The organism is Bhargavaea sp. CC-171006 (assembly GCF_009761675.1).
Taxonomy (GTDB): domain Bacteria; phylum Bacillota; class Bacilli; order Bacillales_A; family Planococcaceae; genus Bhargavaea; species Bhargavaea changchunensis.
This window is the reverse complement of record NZ_QUZH01000012.1, coordinates 50,906-69,761: the sequence shown is the minus strand read 5'-3', so window position 1 is coordinate 69,761 and position 18,856 is coordinate 50,906. Positions and strand designations below refer to the sequence as shown.

Here is an 18,856-nt window from a genome sequence, read left to right as displayed (position 1 = left end):
GGACGGGTATACTGAGGACAGGCAGCCACAACTGGAGGGGATTTAATGGAAGAAATACTGGAACGGGCCGTGCTCGTCGGCGTCCGGCTGGATGACGATGAGCAGTTTGACTATTCGATGGAAGAGCTCGCAAGCCTTGCGGAGGCCTGTGGCGTGGAGGTTTCCGGCAAGGTCACGCAGAATCTCGAGCGCCCGAATCCGAGCCACTACATCGGCTCCGGAAAGGTGAAGGAGATCCTTATGTTCCACGATGAGACGGATTCCAATCTCGTCATATTCAACGATGAGCTGTCACCTTCACAAATCAGGAATCTGGAAACGGAACTTGATACAAAGGTGATCGACCGGACGATGCTCATTCTGGATATCTTTGCGAGAAGGGCGAAAACCCGTGAGGCGCAGCTCCAGGTGGAACTGGCACAGCTGCAGTACATGCTGCCGCGTCTCGTCGGCCTGCGCGCCTCGCTCAGCCGGCAGGCAGGTTCGACGGGCGGCGGCGTTGCAACCCGCGGTCCCGGTGAGACGAAACTTGAACTCGACCGCCGGAGGATCGAAGACCAGATTGCACGCTTGCGCCGAGAATTGGAATCGGTGAAAAGTCATCGTGAAACGCAGCGGAAGCGGCGGGTAAAACGTGATGTACCGGTCGTCTCGCTTGTCGGCTACACGAATGCGGGCAAATCGACGATCATGAACTCGATGCTTGAGGGCATCGGAGACGGGGCAGGCAGAAATGTGCTCGAGCGGGACATGCTGTTTGCGACATTGGATACATCGGTGCGGAACATTCATCTGCAGGACAACCGGGAATTTCTGCTGACTGACACGGTCGGATTCGTCGGGAAGCTTCCCCATCACCTAGTGAAGGCGTTCCGTTCGACACTTGAGGAGGCAGCTGATGCGGATCTTCTGCTCCATGTCGTCGATGTATCCCACCCTGAGCACCGCTACATGATGGACGTCACAGAGGACACGCTCGCCGACATCGGCATCGAAGGCATCCCGGAAGTGCATGTATACAATAAGTCTGATCTTGCAGGCCTTGAGCATCCGAGAACTCAAGGAAACAGTATCTGGATTTCTGCGAAGGATTCCGGTGACATCAGTGAGCTGACCGGCATGATCGCTTCGAAAATCTTCGGGGATTACGTCAGGGTCAGGCTGCTGGTCCCGTTCGGCCGTGGAGATGTTGTCTCGTACCTGAATGAGCGTGCAGATGTAAAAGAGACGGAGTACACGGAGGACGGAACACTCATGGATGTTGAAATCAGAGAGGCCGACCGGAGCCGCTTCAGTGAGTTTCTCGCTCCGCCTGAAGAATAATTTGCCTGAGAAAAAAACTCCCTCCCGCAAAAGCGGAAGGGAGTTTTTTGTCTTCATCAATTCAGCGTGACGTCTTTAAGCTGATAGTAGCCGCTAGGGTCGACGCTGAAACCTTCAACATTGTTGGCGACACCGGTCAGGTACTCCTGGTGGTGAATGTAGGAAATCGGAGCTTCTTCGATCAGAATCTGCTGAAGCTGGTCGTAAATCTCTTTGCGCTTCGCTTCATCGATTTCTGCGCGGCCGGCATCCAGAAGCTTGTCTACTTCAGGATTGCCGTAGAATGCCTTGTTTGCTCCCGTCCCTTTCTGCGAGGAATGGAAGAGGGAGTAGAGTCCGTTGTCGGCGTCACCGGTTGCGTTGGACCAGCCCAGCTGGTACATATCCTGCTCGCCGGCTGTCAGTGTTTCCAGGTAGGAGCCGAACTCCATCTGCTCGACTTTCACGTCGATGTTCAGTTCCTTCAGCTTCTGCTGGAGGAGGACAGCGATGTCGATCCGCTGTGGGTTGTCATTGGTGATGATGGTCGTCTTGAATCCGTCGCCGTAGCCGGCTTCTTCAAGGAGTTTTTTCGCTTCTTCCGGATTGTATCCGAGGCCTTTGATGTTTTCATCATAAGCGAAGGTGCCAGGGGACAGCGGACCGTGGGCAGGAACGCCGTATCCTTCATAGATGCCGTTTACGATCTCTTCGTTATCAATCATCATCGAGATGGCCTGACGGACGCGGACATCGTTGAACGGCTCTTTTTCCGTGTTGAACCCGACAAACGACAGGGCGCGGGAAAGCTGCTTGTTGACGGTTCCGTAATCGCCGCCTTCAATCTGTGCCACTTCGTTCGGCTGGAGCGGGTCGATGATATGGGCATTGCCGGTTTCGAGTTCTGCAAGGCGTGTCGCGCTTTCCGGAATGACCTTGAATGTAACGGAGTCCACTTTAGGTGCGCCGTTCCAGTAGTCTTCGTTTTTCACGAGCTTGACGGCAACACCCGGATCCCAGCTTTCGAATTTGAAGAAACCGGTGCCGACAGGATGCTGGTTGATGGCAGAGCCCGGCTCTTCACCGTTCTCCATCGCCGCATAGTCTTCATCGATCAGCTTTGGACTGATGATGGCGCCGCCGGAGTGGGACAGGTGGGAGAGGAGCGGCGAGAACGGATAAGCCGTTTTGATCTGTACGGTGTGGTCATCGATGACTTCCACGCTCTCGAGCATTTCATACAGATAGGCTTTCCCGGATGCCACTTTCGGGTCACGCACACGGTCAAAGGTTTTCTTGACCGCTTCAGCGGTGAAATCTGTGCCGTCGTGGAATTTCACTCCTTCACGGAGCTTAAACTCCCACGTCGTCTCATCGATCGTTTTCCACTCTGTTGCCAAGCTTGGAACGATTTCGTTTTCGTCGTTCAGTTCGACAAGCGTGTCGAACAGATTGTTATGGATATTGTTGGACGGAACATCGTTCGAGCCCTGAGGATCCAGTGTCGATGCATCGGACAGGACCGCAAGGATCAGGTCGCCGCCGGACGCTGAACCGCTTTCTTTGTTGCTGTTGTCACCGCCGGCGTCTTCCTGGCCGCCGCCGGCACATGCCGCAAGGAACATGGACAGCACAAGGGTCAGGATCAGGAGCAGTTTTGTGTTCTTTCTCATGGTGTTATCCCCCTTTTTTTACCGCTAATTATGTCTAATGCGATATTTCTGAAATATATCACACAAAACTGACACGAACAATAGGTGTTCACCGGCCATTATCAGCCAAAAATCAAGAGAGCGTTTGCAAAACCGCAAAGATTCTGGACTTCCGCCAAGAAAAATTAAAAGACACAAAAGGAGCCTCCCGCAATAGCGGGAGGCTCCTCTTTTGGGATTACTCGGACAGAGTGACGTTCTTGAGCTGGTAGATACCGGAAGTGTCGATATCAAAGCCTTCAACGCCATTTGCAAGACCTGTCAGGTATTCCTGGTGATGGATATAGACCATTGGTGCGTCTTCGATCAGGAGTTCCTGAACCTTGTTGTAGATTTCTTGGCGGGCATCAGGATCGGTTTCCTGGCGGCCTTCGTCAAGAAGCTTGTCGACTTCAGGGTTCTCGTAGAACGAGCGGTTGCCCGGGTCACCCTTCTGGGACGAGTGGAATAGGGCATACATGCCGTAGTCCGCATCGCCTGTCGGGTTGGACCAGCCGAGAATGAACATATCATGCTCGCCTGCAGCCGTCTGGTCGAGGTACGTACCGAATTCCATTTGTTCGATCTTGACGTCGATATTGACTTTCTTCAGCTCTTGCTGGAGAAGGACCGCTGCATCAACGCGCTGCGGGTTGTCGTTTGTCCAGATACTTGTGGAGAAGCCGTCCGCATAGCCTGCTTCTTCAAGCAGCTTTTTCGCTTCTTCAACGTTGTACTCGATCGGTTTTGCGTCTTCGTTGTACCCGAAGATGCCAGGTGCAAGAGGACCTTTCGCCGGGATGCCGAATCCTTCGTAGACGCCGGAGATGATATCTTCTTTGTTTACGAGCATCGAGATCGCCTGGCGGACGCGGACATCGTTAAACGGTTCTTTTTCCGTGTTGAAGCCGATGTACGAGAGGCTCGAAGATGGCTTCTGGTGAACCGTTCCGCTGCCGGAGTCATTGATCTGCTGAACTTCGTTAGGCTGAACCGGGTCGATGATGTGTGCGTTGCCCGTTTCAAGCTCGGCTACACGTGTAGCGGCTTCAGGGACGACCTTGAATGTGACGGAGTCGACCTTTGCCGGTTCGTTCCAATAGTCTTCATTCTTCACGAGTTTGATCTCGGAACCTGGCTTCCAGCTTTCAAATTTGAAGAAGCCGGTACCTACAGGGTTCTCGGAGATGACAGAACCCGGTTCTTCGCCATTTTCCATAGCCGCGTAGTCTTCTTCGATGGACTTAGGGCTGATGATGCTGCCGCCGTTATGGGACAGGTGGGCGAGAAGCGGTGCAAATGGATAAGCAGTCTTGATCTGGACTGTATAGTCGTCCACGACATCCACGCTCTCAATCATCTCGAAGAGGAAGAAGCGAGGAGATGCGATTTCAGGGTCGCGTACGCGGTCAAGGCTTTTCTTGACTGCTTCTGCGTTGAACTCTTCGCCGTCATGGAATTTGACGCCTTCCTGGAGTTTGAACTCCCAAGTTGTATCGTCGATTGCGTTCCATTCCGTCGCAAGGCCAGGCTCGATTTCGTTGTCATCATTGCGGTTGACAAGTGTTTCAAAGACATTTGCCTGGATGTTGGAGGACGGAACATCGTTTGATCCGGCCGGATCAAGCGAAGAAGCATCGGAAAGGACTGCGAGAATGAGGTCGCCGCCTTCGCCGCCGCCTTCTGTTGTGCCCTCTTCACCTTCGCTGCCGCTGTCGGAAGCGCTGTCATTTCCGCCGCCGGCACATGCCGCGAGGAACATGGAAACGACCAGCATCAGGATCAAGAGCAACAAAGAGCTGCGCTTATTCTTCATGCAAATTCTCCCCCTATTTTGTTTTTGATATTGCGCAATCGACCGCAATATTCAGAAAGAATATACCATACCAAATTGTTGGTGACAATAGTCGTCTTGCGAATACTGTTGATATAAATGTATGAACTCTTTCGCGCTTCAACCCGATAGAGAGAAAAAGGTAATTTGAAAGTATCAAAAATTATTATCTTTTTGTACTTTTCCGTATTTAAATTCATGTGTCGAATTCACACTATTCATGGTAGACTATCGATTATAGATATTGAGAAAAAGGCGGCACCTCATTGCCGCCAAGGGGAAAGAGGGATTACTATGTCTGAGCAAACAGCCGGAGCCTCCTCGGGTGAAAAGGCTTACAATCCTCGACTCGAACTCTATAAGGGCTTTTGGAAACGATTCAAAAAGAACAAGTCGGCCCTTGTAGGCGGGATTGTTGTGCTGTTTTTCATCTTGGTGGCCATCTTCGGACCGATGCTTGTAAGCGCCGATCCGAACGCCACGGATATCACCAACAAGCTCCAGCCTCCATCTGCGGAGCACTGGTTTGGGACTGACAACTATGGCCGGGATATCTTTTCGCGGATCATTCACGGGACAGGGCTGACGCTGATTGTCGGGTTCGTATCGGTAGTGATCGGCGGAATCGTCGGTGTCCTGTTCGGAATCATTGCCGGATACTACGGCGGCAAAGTCGACACAATCATCATGCGTCTCATGGACATCCTGCTCGCCTTCCCGGGGATTCTCCTGGCGCTCGCCATCGTGAGTGTGCTCGGGGGCAGCATCCAGAACATGATCATCGCAATCGGGATCTTCTCGGTCCCTGCCTTTGCGCGGATCGTGCGCGGGTCGACCCTGTCGGTACGTAAGCTTGAATATATCGATGCCATGAGGGCGCTCGGGGCTTCCGACTTCCGGATCATCTTCAAGCACATCCTGCCGAACGTCCTGTCACCGATCATCGTCCAGGCGACGCTCCGGATCGCGACTGCGGTCCTGACTGCGGCCGGACTGTCATTCCTCGGCCTCGGTGCGCAGCCGCCGACGCCTGAGTGGGGCGCAATGCTCTCTGCGGGACGTTCGTACATGGCGGAATCTCCGCACATGATCCTGATTCCGGGGATTGCCATCGTCCTTGTCGTTCTTGCATTCAATATCTTCGGCGACGGGCTGCGCGATGCGCTTGACCCGAAAGCGAACAAATAAGGAGGGAGAAGCGAAATGCTCAAATACATCATCCGGCGGGTCCTTCAGACTATCCCGGTGCTGATCGGTGTCTCCATTCTCGTCTTCTCCCTGATGCATCTGATCCCGGGCAACCCGGCCCAGATCATCGCAGGCGAAGGTGCATCGGAGCAGACAGTCAGGCAGATCGAGGAACGTCTCGGCCTGAATGACCCGATCCATATCCAATATTTCAACTATATGAGTGGCGTCCTCCAGGGCGACCTCGGAAATTCCGTCCGGAGCGGCCGCGCCGTTTCAGACGAAATCGCAACCCGTTTTTGGGTCACGGTGGAATTATCATTCTATGCTACCGTCCTCGCCGTCTTCATTGGACTGATGGCGGGGATTATATCGGCCGTCCGGCGCTATACGCTGGCCGATACGGCGATTATGATAGTGGCGCTGTTCGGCCTCTCCATGCCGAACTTCTGGCTGGGCCTTGTCCTGATCGACTGGTTCGCCATCGGCGGGGACTGGCTGCCCGATTGGGCGAAATTGCGCCCGTCCGGCTGGGGCGACAGCTGGCGCCAGGTCATCCTGCCGGTCATCACGCTCGGAACGGGAGGCGCGGCGATCATCGCCCGCATGACGCGGTCTTCGATGCTTGAGGTCATCAACCAGGACTACATCCGGACGGCGCGGGCAAAAGGGCTCACCGACCGCATCGTTACATACCGGCACGCGCTCAAGAATGCGCTCATCCCTGTCGTAACGGTTGTCGGTCTTGAATTCGGCGGCTTCCTCGGCGGCGCGGTCCTGACAGAGACGATCTTTGCCATCAATGGCATGGGCCGCCTGACCGTACAAGCCATCACCCAGCGCGACTTCCCGATTGTTCAGGGTGCCGTACTGGTACTGTCAGTCCTGTTCGTTTTCGTTAACCTGATTGTGGATATCTCATATAAACTGCTCAACAAGCGGATCGACCTGAACTGATCGGTCCCGGCCAACGGCCTAAGGAGGAAAGATCATTGGAAGAAACGATTTTGGACGTGCGCGGCCTGCGCACCTCTTTCTTCACGGACGAGGGGGAAGTCAAAGCCGTCGACGGCGTGAGCTTCTCCGTCCCGAAAGGTAAAACACTAGGAATCGTGGGCGAGTCGGGGTCCGGCAAGAGTATCACTTCTCTGTCGATCCTCCGGCTCCTCGCGGAAAATGGCAAGGTGGTCGACGGCGAAATCCGCTATAAAGGCGAGAACATCCTTGATTTCTCGGAAAAGAAGATGCGGAGTCTCCGCGGAAATAAGATTTCGATGATCTTCCAGGAGCCGATGACATCGCTGAACCCGGTCTTTACGGTCGGCCAGCAGATCTCGGAGTCCCTTACGACCCACCAGGGCATGAATAAAAAACAGGCGATGGCGAAATCCGTCGACCTGCTGAAGCTGGTCGGCATCCCGTCTCCGGAAAAACGTGTCACTCAATACCCTTATGAACTGTCAGGCGGTATGCGCCAGCGTGTCATGATCGCGATGGCCCTGGCATGTAACCCGGAGGTTCTTGTCGCGGATGAGCCGACCACCGCGCTCGACGTAACGATCCAGGCCCAGATCCTCGGCCTGATGAAGGATCTCCAGAACCGCCTGGGCATGTCAATTATCCTCATCACCCACGACCTTGGCGTGGTTGCGGAAACATGCGACTACGTAGCAGTCATGTACGCCGGACAGGTTGTCGAATATAGCGATGTGCGGACACTGTTCCGCAAACCGCGCCACCCGTATACGGTCGGGCTGCTGAAATCGCTGCCTCGTCCTGACGCGGATCAGGAAAAGCTGGTTCCGATCCATGGCATGGTTCCGTCGCCATTCAATATGCCGAAAGGCTGCCGGTTCGCGCCGCGTTGCCCGGCGGCGACCGACCTTTGCCGTGAAAAACTGCCGGATCTGTTCGATGATGGAGAAGGCAACCAGGTGCGCTGCTGGATTTATGATGAAGAATGGCCGGGGCCAAAGGAGGTGGATGTCTTTGGAGAAAAAAGAATTGCTCAAGGTTGATGGTCTCAAGCAGCACTTCCCGATCAAGGGCGGCTTTTTCGGCCGTACGGTCAACCATGTAAAAGCAGTCGACGATATCAGTTTCACCGTCTATGAGGGGGAAACCGTCAGCATCGTCGGTGAATCCGGATGCGGGAAATCCACAACCGGACGCGCCATCCTCCGGCTTGAGGAGCCGTCTGACGGCAAGGTGTACTTCGAAGGCACAGACCTTGCATCCCTGTCCAAATCGGAAATGCGGAAATACCGGAAGGATCTCCAGATCATCTTCCAGGACCCGTATGCCTCGATTAACCCCCGCCAGTCAATCTCGGATGTCCTCAACGAAGCGATGGAAATCCAGAATGTGCTGCCGAGGAAGGATCGACGCAAGCGGATCATCGAACTGCTTGAGACGGTGGGTCTGAACGGCAGCCAGGCGGACCGCTACCCGCACGAATTCTCGGGCGGCCAGCGACAGCGGATCGGCATTGCACGCGCGCTGTCGGTGAACCCGAAGCTGATCATCTGTGATGAAGCTGTTTCGGCGCTGGACGTCTCGATCCAGGCCCAGGTGCTAAACCTGCTGGATGAACTCCAGGATGAGTATGGGCTTACGTATCTGTTCATTTCCCATGACCTTGGTGTCGTCCGCCATATCTCGGATCGTGTCATCGTCATGTACCTCGGCAAGATCATGGAGATCGGGGACAAAAAGTCGATCTTCGATAACCCGAAACATCCATATACAAAAGCGCTTTTGTCGGCCATTCCTGTTCCGGATCCGGACCGGGAACGGGAACACATCGTCCTTCGCGGCGACGTGCCGTCCCCGATCGATCCGCCGACCGGATGCCGCTTCCACACACGCTGCCCGTTCGCGCAGGAAAAATGCCGGGTCGATGTGCCTGAACTTATAGAGCACGATGGCATGGAACAAGGCCACGAAGCCGCCTGCCACTTCGTCGAAGAGATCGCAAGCGGCCAGCTCAAACCGAACTACATGGAAACTGCATCCTTCTAATATAGAAGAAACCCTGAAACCCGCTGCCGGGAAGGCAGCGGGTTTTTCTTATGGGAAGGGAGTTGTGGAGGGAGATGCAAAAAGAAGTGGAAAGTTGAAGTAAGGGAGGCGAAGTTGCAATAAGGGGGAGCGAAGTTGCAATAAGGAGAGTGGAGTTGCAATAAGGGGTGCGGAGTTGAAATAAGGGATGAGAAGTTGCAATAAGGAGTGGAAAGTTGAAATAAGGAATCGGACTTATAGCGTAAAATCGGACTTAAAATAGCGAGTTCGGACTTGCACCGGTAAGATCGGACTTACAATTAGGGAACCAGACTTACCGAAGAGAAATCGGACTTACAGTAATGAAGTAATAGCCCCCAATCAAAAACCCCCGCTCCGTCACCCGGAGCGGGGGATCACAAACACTTATTACATCACCCACATGCCGACAAGGCCGCAGAGGACGCCGAGCAGGATGACCGCTCCGGCGACGAACCAGAGGACTTTCCTCGGGAACGCGCCTGCGACGAGGATCAGTGACGGGAGACTGATGGCCGGCAGGGTGATGAGCATGGCAGCGGCAGGGCCGGTGCCGAGACCGGCGGACATGAATGTCTGGATGATCGGGATTTCCGCAGCGGTCGGGATGACAAACAGCATGCCGCCGATCGCAAAGAGCAGGATCATCAGCAGCGTATTGCCGGATGCTCCGTCAAGCAGCGGGAAGAGCCAAGGGCGTACCGCCGCGATGAGCAGGACCGAGATAAAGTAGGCCGGGATAATGAAGAGTGCCATCCGGCCCATGCTCTTCAGCCAGCGGCTAAGGAAGCTTCCTTCTTCGGGGGCAATCGCAGTTTCAGCTTCTTCCACTTTGCGGGCGAGTTCTTCCGGAGCCGGCTGTGGGGCAAACCGGTTCGCCAGGTAGCTGATACCGAAGACGAGCACGATGCCGAAGACGGCACGGAGAAGCGTGAATTCCCAGGAAAGGACGAACGTCATGAATATGAGGACCGCCGGGTTCAGCACGGGATTTCCGAGCCAGAAGGCGAGAGCCGCCCCGATCGATACGTTCTTTTTCCGGAGACCGGCCGCGACGGGTGCCGCACAGCAGGTGCACATCATGCCCGGAAGGCTCGTGAGGCCGCCGATGGCCGTGCTGCCGAATGAGGTTTTGCCGAGCGTGCGCATCAGCCAGTCAGCAGGGATCAGCACTTGGACCAACGAGCCCAGCACAATACCCAGGACGGCTGCTTTCCAGACGGCAAGGAAGTACGTGACGACATACGACCATGTGCTTTCCCAAGAGAATGTTCCGGCATCTGCCGGATCACCGAGGATCGAATCGCCGATCGACTGGGTTGTGATGGCTGTGATGCTTTTATCGACATATGGAATCCACTTCACGTAAGCAAGGCCAATGATGGCGACAAGCAGGAAGACGGCTACATATATAATCGTCCGTTTTCTTTCGGACGTATGGGTGGTGTTCAACTTCAGGACCTCCTATAAACTGATAACCGAAATAGTATACCATTCTAATCTGAATTCGGCCATACAAGGAAACGAAAATCCCCTGTCCTCCTCCGGACAGGGGATTGACTCATGCCTCCTGGAACTGAATGTTATGCAGGTTGGCGAAGATGCCGCCTTTCCTGACGAGCTCCTCATAGCCACCGTCTTCCGCGATACCGTCCTTCGTCACGACGACGACACGGTCGGCATTGCGGATAGTGGCAAGCCGGTGGGCAATTACAAGGGTCGTCCGGTTTTCGGACAGCTCTTCGAGGGATTTCTGGATGATGCGCTCCGTTTCGGTGTCGAGTGCCGAAGTGGCCTCATCCAGGATAAGGATCGGCGGGTTCTTCAGGAACATCCTTGCGATGGCGAGGCGCTGCTTCTGGCCGCCTGAAAGCTTCAGTCCGCGTTCACCGATCTGCGTTTCGTAGCCGTCAGGAAGATCGGTGATGAACTCTTCGAGATGGGCCTTGCGCGCGGCCCGGTAGATTTCCTCTTCGGTCGCGCCGAGCTTGCCGTAGGCGATGTTTTCGAAAATGGTCCCGGTGAAAAGAAATACGTCCTGTTGCACGATGCCGATCTGTGAGCGCAGCGACTGCATGGTCATGTCACGGACATCGATGCCGTCGATGGAGATCGAGCCGCCGTCGACATCATAGAAACGCGGAATCAGGGAGCAGATGGTCGTCTTGCCGGCACCGGATGGTCCGACAAACGCGACTGTCTGCCCGGAGCGGATGGTCAAACTGATGTCATTCAGCACGGACTTGGAGCCGTCATAGCGGAATGATACCCGGTCAAATCGGATATTGCCGTTTAGTTGGGAGACCTCAACGGCATCCGGACGGTCAAGAACTTCCGGCTCCTCGTCCAGCAATTCCTGGAACCGCCTGAATCCGGCCATGCCTTTCGGATACATCTCAAGGAGTGCCGCAATCTTATCGACCGGTTTGATGAGGACGTTGACAAACAGCACGAAACTGACAAGTTCACCGTAAGAAAGCCGGTCGTTAAAGGAGAACCAGGCCCCGACGACGAGTACAAGCAGCGTGACGAGCCGGGTCATCATGTACATGCTGGAGTGCGTCCAGGCCATGACTTTGTACGCCGCGATTTTGGCCAGCCTGAAGCTTCCGTTGTCTTTCCGGAACCGCTTCATCTCGAACGCCTCATTCGTGAACGATTGCACCACGCGGACCCCGGACACGCTATCCTCGACACGGGCATTCACATCTGCAATCCGGCTGTACATGTTGCGCCACGCCTTGTTCATCTTCGTATTGCAGAACGTGATGACCAATACAAGGAACGGGATCATGACGATTGTGATCAGAGCGAGCTCAGGGTTGATCGTATACATGATCGAGAAGGCACCGATGATCGTCATGATGGCGATGAAAATATCCTCCGGCCCGTGATGGGCAAGTTCGCCGATATCGAACAGGTCATTGGTGATGCGGCTCATGATATGCCCGGTCTTCGTGTTGTCGAAAAAGCGGAACGACTGCCGCTGCACATGATTGAACAGCTGCTGGCGCATGTCCGTTTCGATGTTCACTCCGAGCTTGTGGCCCAGGTAGGAGACGATGAACTGCAGGAACGTGCTGAGAAGATAGACCCCGAGCAGCAGAAGGCTGACCCAGACAATCCGTCCCCAGTCGCCTGTCGGAAGCAGCTCATCGATGAACCACTGCACGGCAACGGGAAAAGCGAGCTCAAGCAGCGCGACGAATACGGCGCTTGAGAAGTCAATCATGAACAGCCGCTTATGCGGTTTATAATAGGAAAAGAATTGCTTGAGCATGGGTTCCTCCGATGTATGATTTTGACTTCCGTCATTATAGCCGAATCAAAAAGGATGCGGAAGAGGAGTGGGTCTTTCGTTGTGTTTCTTCAAGAAAACGGAACTTTTCCATGAATGTTGCCGTATTACGGACTGTACCCAAATGAGAGAGGCGGTAATTCAATATGAAGAAACTCTTGATGGCCATGGTAGCCGGAACCCTGACACTCGGTCTCGCGGCATGCAATGAAACGGCCGAACCCACGGAAGGCACACCTAAAGAAAAGCAGAGCGACCTGACGGCGGAAGAAGTTTATGAGAAAGCACTGACTGCTTCCCAGGAGATGAAGAGCGCCGAAGCCAAAGTGGAAATGGACCAGAAGATCTCGATCCCTTCGCAGGAAGTAGAGATGAACACGGTTACTGACATGGATATGGAAATGACGCTGGATCCGCTTGCGATGCATCAGAAGGGCACGATGTCCATGAGCGCCGCCGGCGGTGAGGAGATGTCAATGGACCTTGATGTCTATATGACTGAAGACGGGACCATGTATATGCGCGATCCGCAGGGTGAGCAGTGGATCAAAATGACCGGGGCGGTCCCCGGGCTCGACCAGCTGACCCAGCAGCAGCCGGATCCGTCCGAGCAGCTCGAGCAGCTTCAGGAGTATGCAAAAGACATGAAGTTTGAGCAGAACGAGAACGAATACATCCTGAAACTCACGGCAGACGGGGAGAAGTTCAACGAGCTGATCAAGCAGACGCTCCATGAACAACTCCCGCCCGAAATGCTCGAGCAGATGGGTGAAGAAGAACAGAAGGCACTTGAGAACATGGAAATCAATGACCTTCAGTACGAGATGTTCGTGGATAAGGAAACATTCAACATGACGGCCATGAACATGGTCATGGCCATGACGATTGAAGAGCAGGGAGAGACGCTCAATATCGACATCGACTCGAATACTGCCTACTCGAATATCAACGGCATCGAGAAGATCGAAATCCCTCAGGAAGTCATCGACTCCGCAGTTGAACTTCCGCAACAATAATCAAACAAGAAAAACCGCAGCCGCCGCTGCGGTTTTTCTTTGTCCCGGAAAGCCTCAAGCACTGAAAAAACTCCCGAATTAGCGAAATTCAATGTTATCCGAAAACTCACTTCCGTGATGGGCAAAACCTTATCAATAATCATTCTAAACTAAATGATAATCATTTTCATTTAACCTTTGACTTCCCGATAACGCGTGCTATAATAACAATTGCAAGGTTGCTGAGAATGATTTTCAACAGAACATTCTCAATAGCCTTTCAAATTGCAGTGCATCGGGGATAGCCATGAAGACACGTTACATGATTGCCGGACTCGTCATCCTGTCGTTCTTATCCTTGTTCGTCGGGACGAGCAGCATCTCACCAATGGACCTCCTGGATTGGAGTTCCGAAGAAACTCAAATATTCCTGATCAGCCGTGTGCCTCGCCTCGTCGCCATCCTGTTGGCCGGCGCGGGCATGAGCGTAGCCGGTCTGATCATGCAGCAGTTGAGCCGGAACAAGTTTGTTTCGCCCACAACGGCAGGGACACTGGATGCGACCCGTCTCGGGATCCTTGTATCCATGCTTCTGTTCACGAATGCGACAATGCTCGAGCAGATGGCCATCGCGTTTGCATTCGCCCTGGCCGGAACACTCTTGTTCATGCAGATCCTGGAGCGCATCAAGTTCAAAGATGCGATCTTCATTCCGCTGGTCGGGCTGATGTTCGGGAACATCCTGTCTTCACTGACGACATTCTTCGCCTATCGGTCGAATGTGATCCAGAACATGTCCTCTTGGCTGCAGGGGGATTTCTCCATGATCATGTCCGGACGCTATGAACTTCTTTATATCAGCGTCCCGATCCTGATCCTGGCCTACCTGTACGCAAACCGCTTTACGGTTGCCGGCATGGGGGAAGATTTCTCCAGGAACCTCGGGCTCAACTACAGGTTTGTATTGAACTTCGGACTGATCCTGGTGGCCTTGATCACCGTAACGGTCGTCCTCACGGTCGGCATGATTCCGTTCCTCGGACTCATCATCCCCAACATCGTCTCCATCATGAAAGGGGACAACCTTGAGAAGACTTTGCCGCACACGGCTCTCATGGGCGCGATTTTCCTTCTCGTCTGTGACATTCTCGGACGTGTGCTGATTTATCCATATGAAATTTCCATCAGTCTGATGGTCGGAGTCATCGGCAGCGGCATCTTCCTTTACTTGCTGTTCAGGAGGAAAGCCTATGCGTGATTCCACAAAACTCATCATCCTGTATGCGCTGGCGGCGCTTTTTGTCGGGCTGTACCTGTTCCATGATCTGAACGGCAGCTATGACTACGCCCTCCCGAGAAGGGGCGTGAAGGTTGCGGCGATGGCCGTGACCGGCATCGCGATCGCCTATGCAACGGTCGTCTTCCAGACGATCACCCAGAACCGCATCCTGACGCCGAGCATCATGGGGCTGGATTCTCTCTATATGTTGCTCCAGACGCTCATCATCTTTTTCCTGGGCTCGACTCATATAACGGTCGTCAACAAGCAGGTCAACTTCCTGCTGTCGGTGGCAGCGATGATCATTTTCGCACTGCTGCTCTACCAGCTCCTCTTCAAGAAGGGGAACCGGCCGGTCTACTTCCTGCTCCTGGTCGGAATCATCGTCGGAACCTTTTTCGGAAGCATCTCGACATTCCTCCAGGTTCTGATCGACCCGAACGAGTTCCTGACCGTCCAGGATGCGATGTTTGCCAGTTTCAATAATGTCAATGCAGATCTGGTCTGGCTTTCCATAGCGGTTGTCGCGGTCTGCATCATCATAGGATGGCGCCAGCTCAGGATCATGGACGTGATCTCGCTTGGCCGGGATATCTCCATGAATCTGGGCGTACCGTATGACAGGATGGTGCGCGGCACCCTGATCCTGTCGGCGGTCCTGATCGCCGTATCCACGGCGCTTGTCGGCCCGATCACATTCTTCGGGCTGATCGTCGCCAACTTGAGCTACCAGTTCATCAAGTCTTATAAGCATTCCTTCACGATTACAGCTGCAGCCGGCCTGAGCATGGTCCTCCTTATCGGGGGACAGTGGGTCGTCGAGCGTATCTTCACCTTCTCTACCACTTTGAGTGTCGTCATCGAATTCGCCGGCGGCGTGTATTTCATCTATCTACTACTTAAGGAGAGTCGATCCGCATGATTCAAGTTCGTGAGCTGTCCAAGTTTTATGGAAAAAAAGCCGTCGTCGAAAAGGTCTCGGTCAACATTCAGCGCGGTCAGATCACTTCATTCATCGGACCGAACGGGGCGGGTAAGTCGACCCTGCTCTCCATGGTGAGCCGCCTGCTAGATGCAGACACGGGAGAAGTGCTTGTCGACAAGGATGATGTCCGCAAGATGAAATCCAATGATTTCGCCAAACGCGTATCGATCCTGAAGCAATCCAACTACATGAATGTCCGCCTGACTGTAAGGGAACTGGTCTCTTTCGGACGCTTCCCGCACTCGAAGGGCCGGCTGACCGAAGAGGACAACCGTGTCATTAACCAAGCAATCGAGTATATGGAACTGGGCGAAATGGAAGACAGCTTCCTGGACGAATTGTCCGGCGGCCAGCGCCAGCGGGCATTTATTTCTATGGTCATCGCACAGGACACCGAGTATGTCCTTCTCGATGAGCCACTCAACAACCTTGATATGAAGCATTCCGTCCAGATCATGAAGATCCTCCGCAGGCTCGTGGATGAGCTCGGCAAGACCGTCGTCATCGTCCTCCACGACATCAACTTCGCATCGGTCTATTCCGACCGGATTGTAGCGCTGAAGGACGGGCGTGTGGTCAAGGACGGCCCTACCGAGGACATCATCAACTCCGAGTCGCTGAAAGAAATCTATGATATGGACATTCCGATCAAGCAGATGAGCAACTGCCGGATCTGTGTATACTTCAATTCTTGAACACATTCTTTAATTACGAAAGAAGAGGGATTCTGATGAAGAAGTTCACTTTCCTCGCCATGCTGATGGCGTTTATCCTCGTCTTGGGGGCCTGCGGCAACGACAATGCAGGAGAAGACAAAAAAGACAGCGGCACATCCGATCAAGCAGCGGATACCATGACAATCGAGCACGAGCTCGGCAAAGCTGAAATCAAAGGGACGCCTGAGAAAGTCGTTGTTTTCGACTTTGGTATCCTCGATACACTCGATGAGCTCGGCGTGGAAGTTGCGGGTGTCCCGCAGGCAACCGTCCCGAACTATCTCGAGCAGTATGCATCGGATGACTACACGAATGTCGGCAGCCTGAAAGAGCCGGACTTTGAAGCCATCCACGCGCTGCAGCCTGATGTCATCTTCATCTCCACCCGCCAGGCACAGCTGTATGACCAGTTCGCTGAAATCGCGCCGACCGTCTATATTCCGATCGACACGATGAACTACATGGAATCCTTCAAGGAAAACATGAATACAGTCGCTAAGATTTTCGGAAAAGAAGATGAAATGAACAAGGAACTTGAAGACATCGACAGCCGCGTGGCCGGCATCCAGGAAAAGACTTCCGCAACTGATGAAAAGGCCCTGATTGTCCTCGGCTCCCAGAGCAAGGTCAGTGCGTATGGCCCGTCATCCCGCTTTGGCCTCATCCATGATGTGTTCGGCCTGAAGCCGGCTGATGAGAACATCGAAGTCTCGACGCATGGCCAGAACATCACATTCGAATATATCCTGGAGACGAACCCGGATATTCTCTACGTCATCGACCGTGATGCAGCGATCGGCGAGGATTCAAGCGTGAAGGCATCGCTGGAAAACGACCTTGTGCAGAAGACGAATGCCTACAAAAACGATAACATCCACTATCTGAATGGCGAATACTGGTACCTTTCCGGAGGCGGCCTCCAGTCGATGAAAGAGATGATCTCCGAAGTCGAAGGAAGCCTCTGATCGGTCCCTCCCAAGCACCCTGCGTAAAGCAGGGTGCTTTTATTTGTCGTGAAAAAATTGTAGAATCGGCAGGAATTATGTCGGCCGAAACGGAATAGTTGGAATATGTTTTTGGGCTGCCGACTCCTTTTCTTCGGGTATGTCCCCTGCCTCCGGTGATAAAATGAATACAGAGTTTATTCAGGCTGGAGGGAATTGGGTGAACAATAAAAGGAAAGTGGGGGCCACGGCGGCCGCCTTCGTTTTGTTTGTGCTGCTGGCGATATTCTATGAATCCCCGTTGCTTGAGGCGCTTGACAGGACCTTGTCGGAGGCGCTGGCGGGGGCGGAGTTCTTGGGGGTGCTCAGCTTCCTCGGCAACCCTGAGACCGTTGCAGCAATCTGTTTAGTGGCGATCGTCCTGCTTTTGATCAGGCGTTCACCGCGTGATGCCCTGTTTATCGTACTTGCGGTTGGCGTGGGATTCGCCATTAATGAATGGCTGAAGGAATGGTTCGGGCGACCCCGTCCGGATATGCCGGACCAGCTGGCAAGCTACAGTTTTCCGTCAGGCCACGCCCAGATGGGGCTCCTCTATGTGAGTTCGATCGGAATCGTGGTCATGCGGCGGATCCGCCCGATCTTCTGGCGCTGGACAGTCCTGGCCGTTGCCGGCATTCTGGTTGCGGGTATGGGCCTTTCACGTATTGTACTCGGACGGCATTATGCAACGGATGTGCTGGCAGGCTGGGCCGCCGGGACGGCCTACCTGTTCCTGCTCCTGATTCTGTTTTCTTACTGGAATAGGGATCGCATCGAATCCTGATCAGCGGAACCCCTGATTGTTAAGGGGTCATGGCATGTGGTATAGATAAGGGACAGCAGGAAAGAAGTGATGGATGGTGTACAGAATCAGTGAAGAACTTGCAGAACTCGGGCGCCGGCGCATGGGTGACGCCCCGGTGGAAGGGTTCGTCTACGGACAGGGCCCCGTTGAGCCGGAACTGATGCTTGTCGGTGAGGCGCCGGGGGAATTTGAACTGGTGGACGGCATTCCTTTTATCGGGCGCGCGGGAAAGGAACTCATGAAATCCCTCGCCTCGATCGGGCTCCGCCGGGAGGATGTCTATATCACAAGCGCCGTACGCAGCCGACCGTATCGCTGGGGAACGAAAAAGGAGCGCGACGGCACACTGACCGAGCGAAAGTATAACCGTGCACCTAAGGCAAAGGAAATTCTTGCCCACGCGCCTCTTCTGGATGCGGAGATGCGGGACGTGAGGCCAAAGCTTATCGTCACGCTGGGCAACATCGGCCTGCAGCGCCTGCTCGGCAAGGAATATAAAGTGTCGGACGTGCATGGACAGCTGATCGAGGCTCCGGTCCAATATTTGAGGGACACGGAGGATGGGACATACAGCCTGACAGAGGACGTCAGGACAATTATTCCGACATTCCATCCGGCTTCCGTGTTCTATAACCCGTCATTGCGGGAAAAGGTGGAGGAAGACTGGCAGGAGATCGGAAAGGCTCTGCGAAGGTATGCCGGCGAAGGCTGAATGGGTACGGGAAGGAGGCGGAAGCA

16 protein-coding genes are annotated in these 18,856 nt (G+C 54.0%); 12 read left to right on the top strand and 4 right to left on the bottom strand.

Annotated features, from left to right (window positions below; genetic code table 11):
• Positions 1 to 45: 45 nt before the first annotated feature.
• The gene (gene hflX, locus DZC51_RS04910) at positions 46 to 1,323 is read left to right on the top strand and encodes a GTPase HflX (protein WP_157294262.1); all 1,278 of its coding nucleotides are present in this window, start codon (positions 46 to 48) and stop codon (positions 1,321 to 1,323) included.
• 56 nt (positions 1,324 to 1,379) lie between these two features.
• Here the strand turns inward: hflX and DZC51_RS04905 are convergent, their stop codons facing one another.
• Together DZC51_RS04905 and DZC51_RS04900 are read right to left on the bottom strand one after the other, a co-directional pair.
• Positions 1,380 to 2,975: a glutathione ABC transporter substrate-binding protein gene (locus DZC51_RS04905; RefSeq protein WP_157294261.1), complete on the bottom strand. Its 1,596-nt coding sequence runs from the start codon at positions 2,973 to 2,975 to the stop codon at positions 1,380 to 1,382.
• A 217-nt stretch (positions 2,976 to 3,192) separates the two neighbouring features.
• Positions 3,193 to 4,809 (bottom strand): glutathione ABC transporter substrate-binding protein, encoded by a 1,617-nt coding sequence (locus tag DZC51_RS04900; protein ID WP_157294260.1) that lies wholly within the window; start codon positions 4,807 to 4,809, stop codon positions 3,193 to 3,195.
• Positions 4,810 to 5,121: 312 nt separating this feature from the next.
• On the opposite strand from DZC51_RS04900, the gene nikC reads away from it, so the two are divergent.
• Genes nikC through DZC51_RS04880 form a run of 4 tightly spaced genes read left to right on the top strand, consistent with a single transcriptional unit; the run spans position 5,122 to position 9,036 of the window.
• Positions 5,122 to 6,015, top strand: coding sequence for a nickel transporter permease (gene nikC / locus DZC51_RS04895; RefSeq protein ID WP_157294259.1), 894 nt, complete (start codon positions 5,122 to 5,124; stop codon positions 6,013 to 6,015).
• A gap of 15 nt (positions 6,016 to 6,030) precedes the next feature.
• Positions 6,031 to 6,972, top strand: a complete 942-nt coding sequence (locus DZC51_RS04890) for an ABC transporter permease (protein WP_157294258.1) — start codon at positions 6,031 to 6,033, stop codon at positions 6,970 to 6,972.
• A 35-nt stretch (positions 6,973 to 7,007) separates the two neighbouring features.
• Positions 7,008 to 8,033 carry an ABC transporter ATP-binding protein gene (locus DZC51_RS04885; protein WP_157294257.1) on the top strand — a complete coding sequence of 342 codons (1,026 nt, stop codon included), beginning with the start codon at positions 7,008 to 7,010 and terminating at the stop codon, positions 8,031 to 8,033.
• A complete protein-coding gene (locus tag DZC51_RS04880) occupies positions 8,005 to 9,036 on the top strand; it encodes an ABC transporter ATP-binding protein (protein ID WP_370513673.1) in 1,032 nt (343 codons plus the stop codon). The genes DZC51_RS04885 and DZC51_RS04880 overlap by 29 nt, the downstream gene beginning before the upstream one ends.
• Before the next feature lie 408 nt (positions 9,037 to 9,444).
• Here DZC51_RS04880 and DZC51_RS04875 read toward each other — a convergent pair whose 3' ends face one another.
• Positions 9,445 to 10,506: a permease gene (locus DZC51_RS04875; RefSeq protein WP_157294255.1), complete on the bottom strand. Its 1,062-nt coding sequence runs from the start codon at positions 10,504 to 10,506 to the stop codon at positions 9,445 to 9,447.
• Positions 10,507 to 10,615: 109 nt separating this feature from the next.
• Positions 10,616 to 12,334 carry an ABC transporter ATP-binding protein gene (locus DZC51_RS04870; RefSeq protein ID WP_157294254.1) on the bottom strand — a complete coding sequence of 573 codons (1,719 nt, stop codon included), beginning with the start codon at positions 12,332 to 12,334 and terminating at the stop codon, positions 10,616 to 10,618.
• Between the two features lie 164 nt (positions 12,335 to 12,498).
• Between DZC51_RS04870 and DZC51_RS04865 the strand changes: the two genes are divergently transcribed.
• From DZC51_RS04865 to DZC51_RS04835, 7 genes are all read left to right on the top strand, one after another.
• Entirely contained in the window at positions 12,499 to 13,368 is an 870-nt protein-coding gene (locus tag DZC51_RS04865) for a DUF6612 family protein (RefSeq protein WP_157294253.1), read from the top strand.
• 286 nt (positions 13,369 to 13,654) lie between these two features.
• Complete coding sequence (locus DZC51_RS04860) at positions 13,655 to 14,605, top strand: ABC transporter permease (protein ID WP_157294252.1); 951 nt, start codon at positions 13,655 to 13,657, stop codon at positions 14,603 to 14,605.
• Positions 14,598 to 15,548, top strand: coding sequence for an iron chelate uptake ABC transporter family permease subunit (locus tag DZC51_RS04855; RefSeq protein ID WP_157294251.1), 951 nt, complete (start codon positions 14,598 to 14,600; stop codon positions 15,546 to 15,548). The genes DZC51_RS04860 and DZC51_RS04855 overlap by 8 nt, the downstream gene beginning before the upstream one ends.
• Positions 15,545 to 16,306: an iron ABC transporter ATP-binding protein gene (locus DZC51_RS04850; RefSeq protein ID WP_157294250.1), complete on the top strand. Its 762-nt coding sequence runs from the start codon at positions 15,545 to 15,547 to the stop codon at positions 16,304 to 16,306. Before DZC51_RS04855 ends, DZC51_RS04850 begins: the two co-directional genes overlap by 4 nt.
• A gap of 35 nt (positions 16,307 to 16,341) precedes the next feature.
• Positions 16,342 to 17,292 (top strand): siderophore ABC transporter substrate-binding protein, encoded by a 951-nt coding sequence (locus DZC51_RS04845; protein WP_157294249.1) that lies wholly within the window; start codon positions 16,342 to 16,344, stop codon positions 17,290 to 17,292.
• Between the two features lie 199 nt (positions 17,293 to 17,491).
• Complete coding sequence (locus tag DZC51_RS04840) at positions 17,492 to 18,097, top strand: phosphatase PAP2 family protein (protein WP_157294248.1); 606 nt, start codon at positions 17,492 to 17,494, stop codon at positions 18,095 to 18,097.
• A 76-nt stretch (positions 18,098 to 18,173) separates the two neighbouring features.
• The gene (locus DZC51_RS04835) at positions 18,174 to 18,830 is read left to right on the top strand and encodes a uracil-DNA glycosylase (protein ID WP_157294364.1); all 657 of its coding nucleotides are present in this window, start codon (positions 18,174 to 18,176) and stop codon (positions 18,828 to 18,830) included.
• Positions 18,831 to 18,856: the final 26 nt, after the last annotated feature.

Coding starts and splice junctions, on each gene's coding strand:
- hflX (WP_157294262.1), top strand. CDS start 46: ATGGAAGAAATACTGGAACGGGCCGTGCTCGTCGGCGTCCGGCTGGAT.
- DZC51_RS04905 (WP_157294261.1), bottom strand. CDS start 2,975: ATGAGAAAGAACACAAAACTGCTCCTGATCCTGACCCTTGTGCTGTCC.
- DZC51_RS04900 (WP_157294260.1), bottom strand. CDS start 4,809: ATGAAGAATAAGCGCAGCTCTTTGTTGCTCTTGATCCTGATGCTGGTC.
- nikC (WP_157294259.1), top strand. CDS start 5,122: ATGTCTGAGCAAACAGCCGGAGCCTCCTCGGGTGAAAAGGCTTACAAT.
- DZC51_RS04890 (WP_157294258.1), top strand. CDS start 6,031: ATGCTCAAATACATCATCCGGCGGGTCCTTCAGACTATCCCGGTGCTG.
- DZC51_RS04870 (WP_157294254.1), bottom strand. CDS start 12,334: ATGCTCAAGCAATTCTTTTCCTATTATAAACCGCATAAGCGGCTGTTC.
- DZC51_RS04865 (WP_157294253.1), top strand. CDS start 12,499: ATGAAGAAACTCTTGATGGCCATGGTAGCCGGAACCCTGACACTCGGT.
- DZC51_RS04860 (WP_157294252.1), top strand. CDS start 13,655: ATGAAGACACGTTACATGATTGCCGGACTCGTCATCCTGTCGTTCTTA.
- DZC51_RS04855 (WP_157294251.1), top strand. CDS start 14,598: ATGCGTGATTCCACAAAACTCATCATCCTGTATGCGCTGGCGGCGCTT.
- DZC51_RS04850 (WP_157294250.1), top strand. CDS start 15,545: ATGATTCAAGTTCGTGAGCTGTCCAAGTTTTATGGAAAAAAAGCCGTC.
- DZC51_RS04845 (WP_157294249.1), top strand. CDS start 16,342: ATGAAGAAGTTCACTTTCCTCGCCATGCTGATGGCGTTTATCCTCGTC.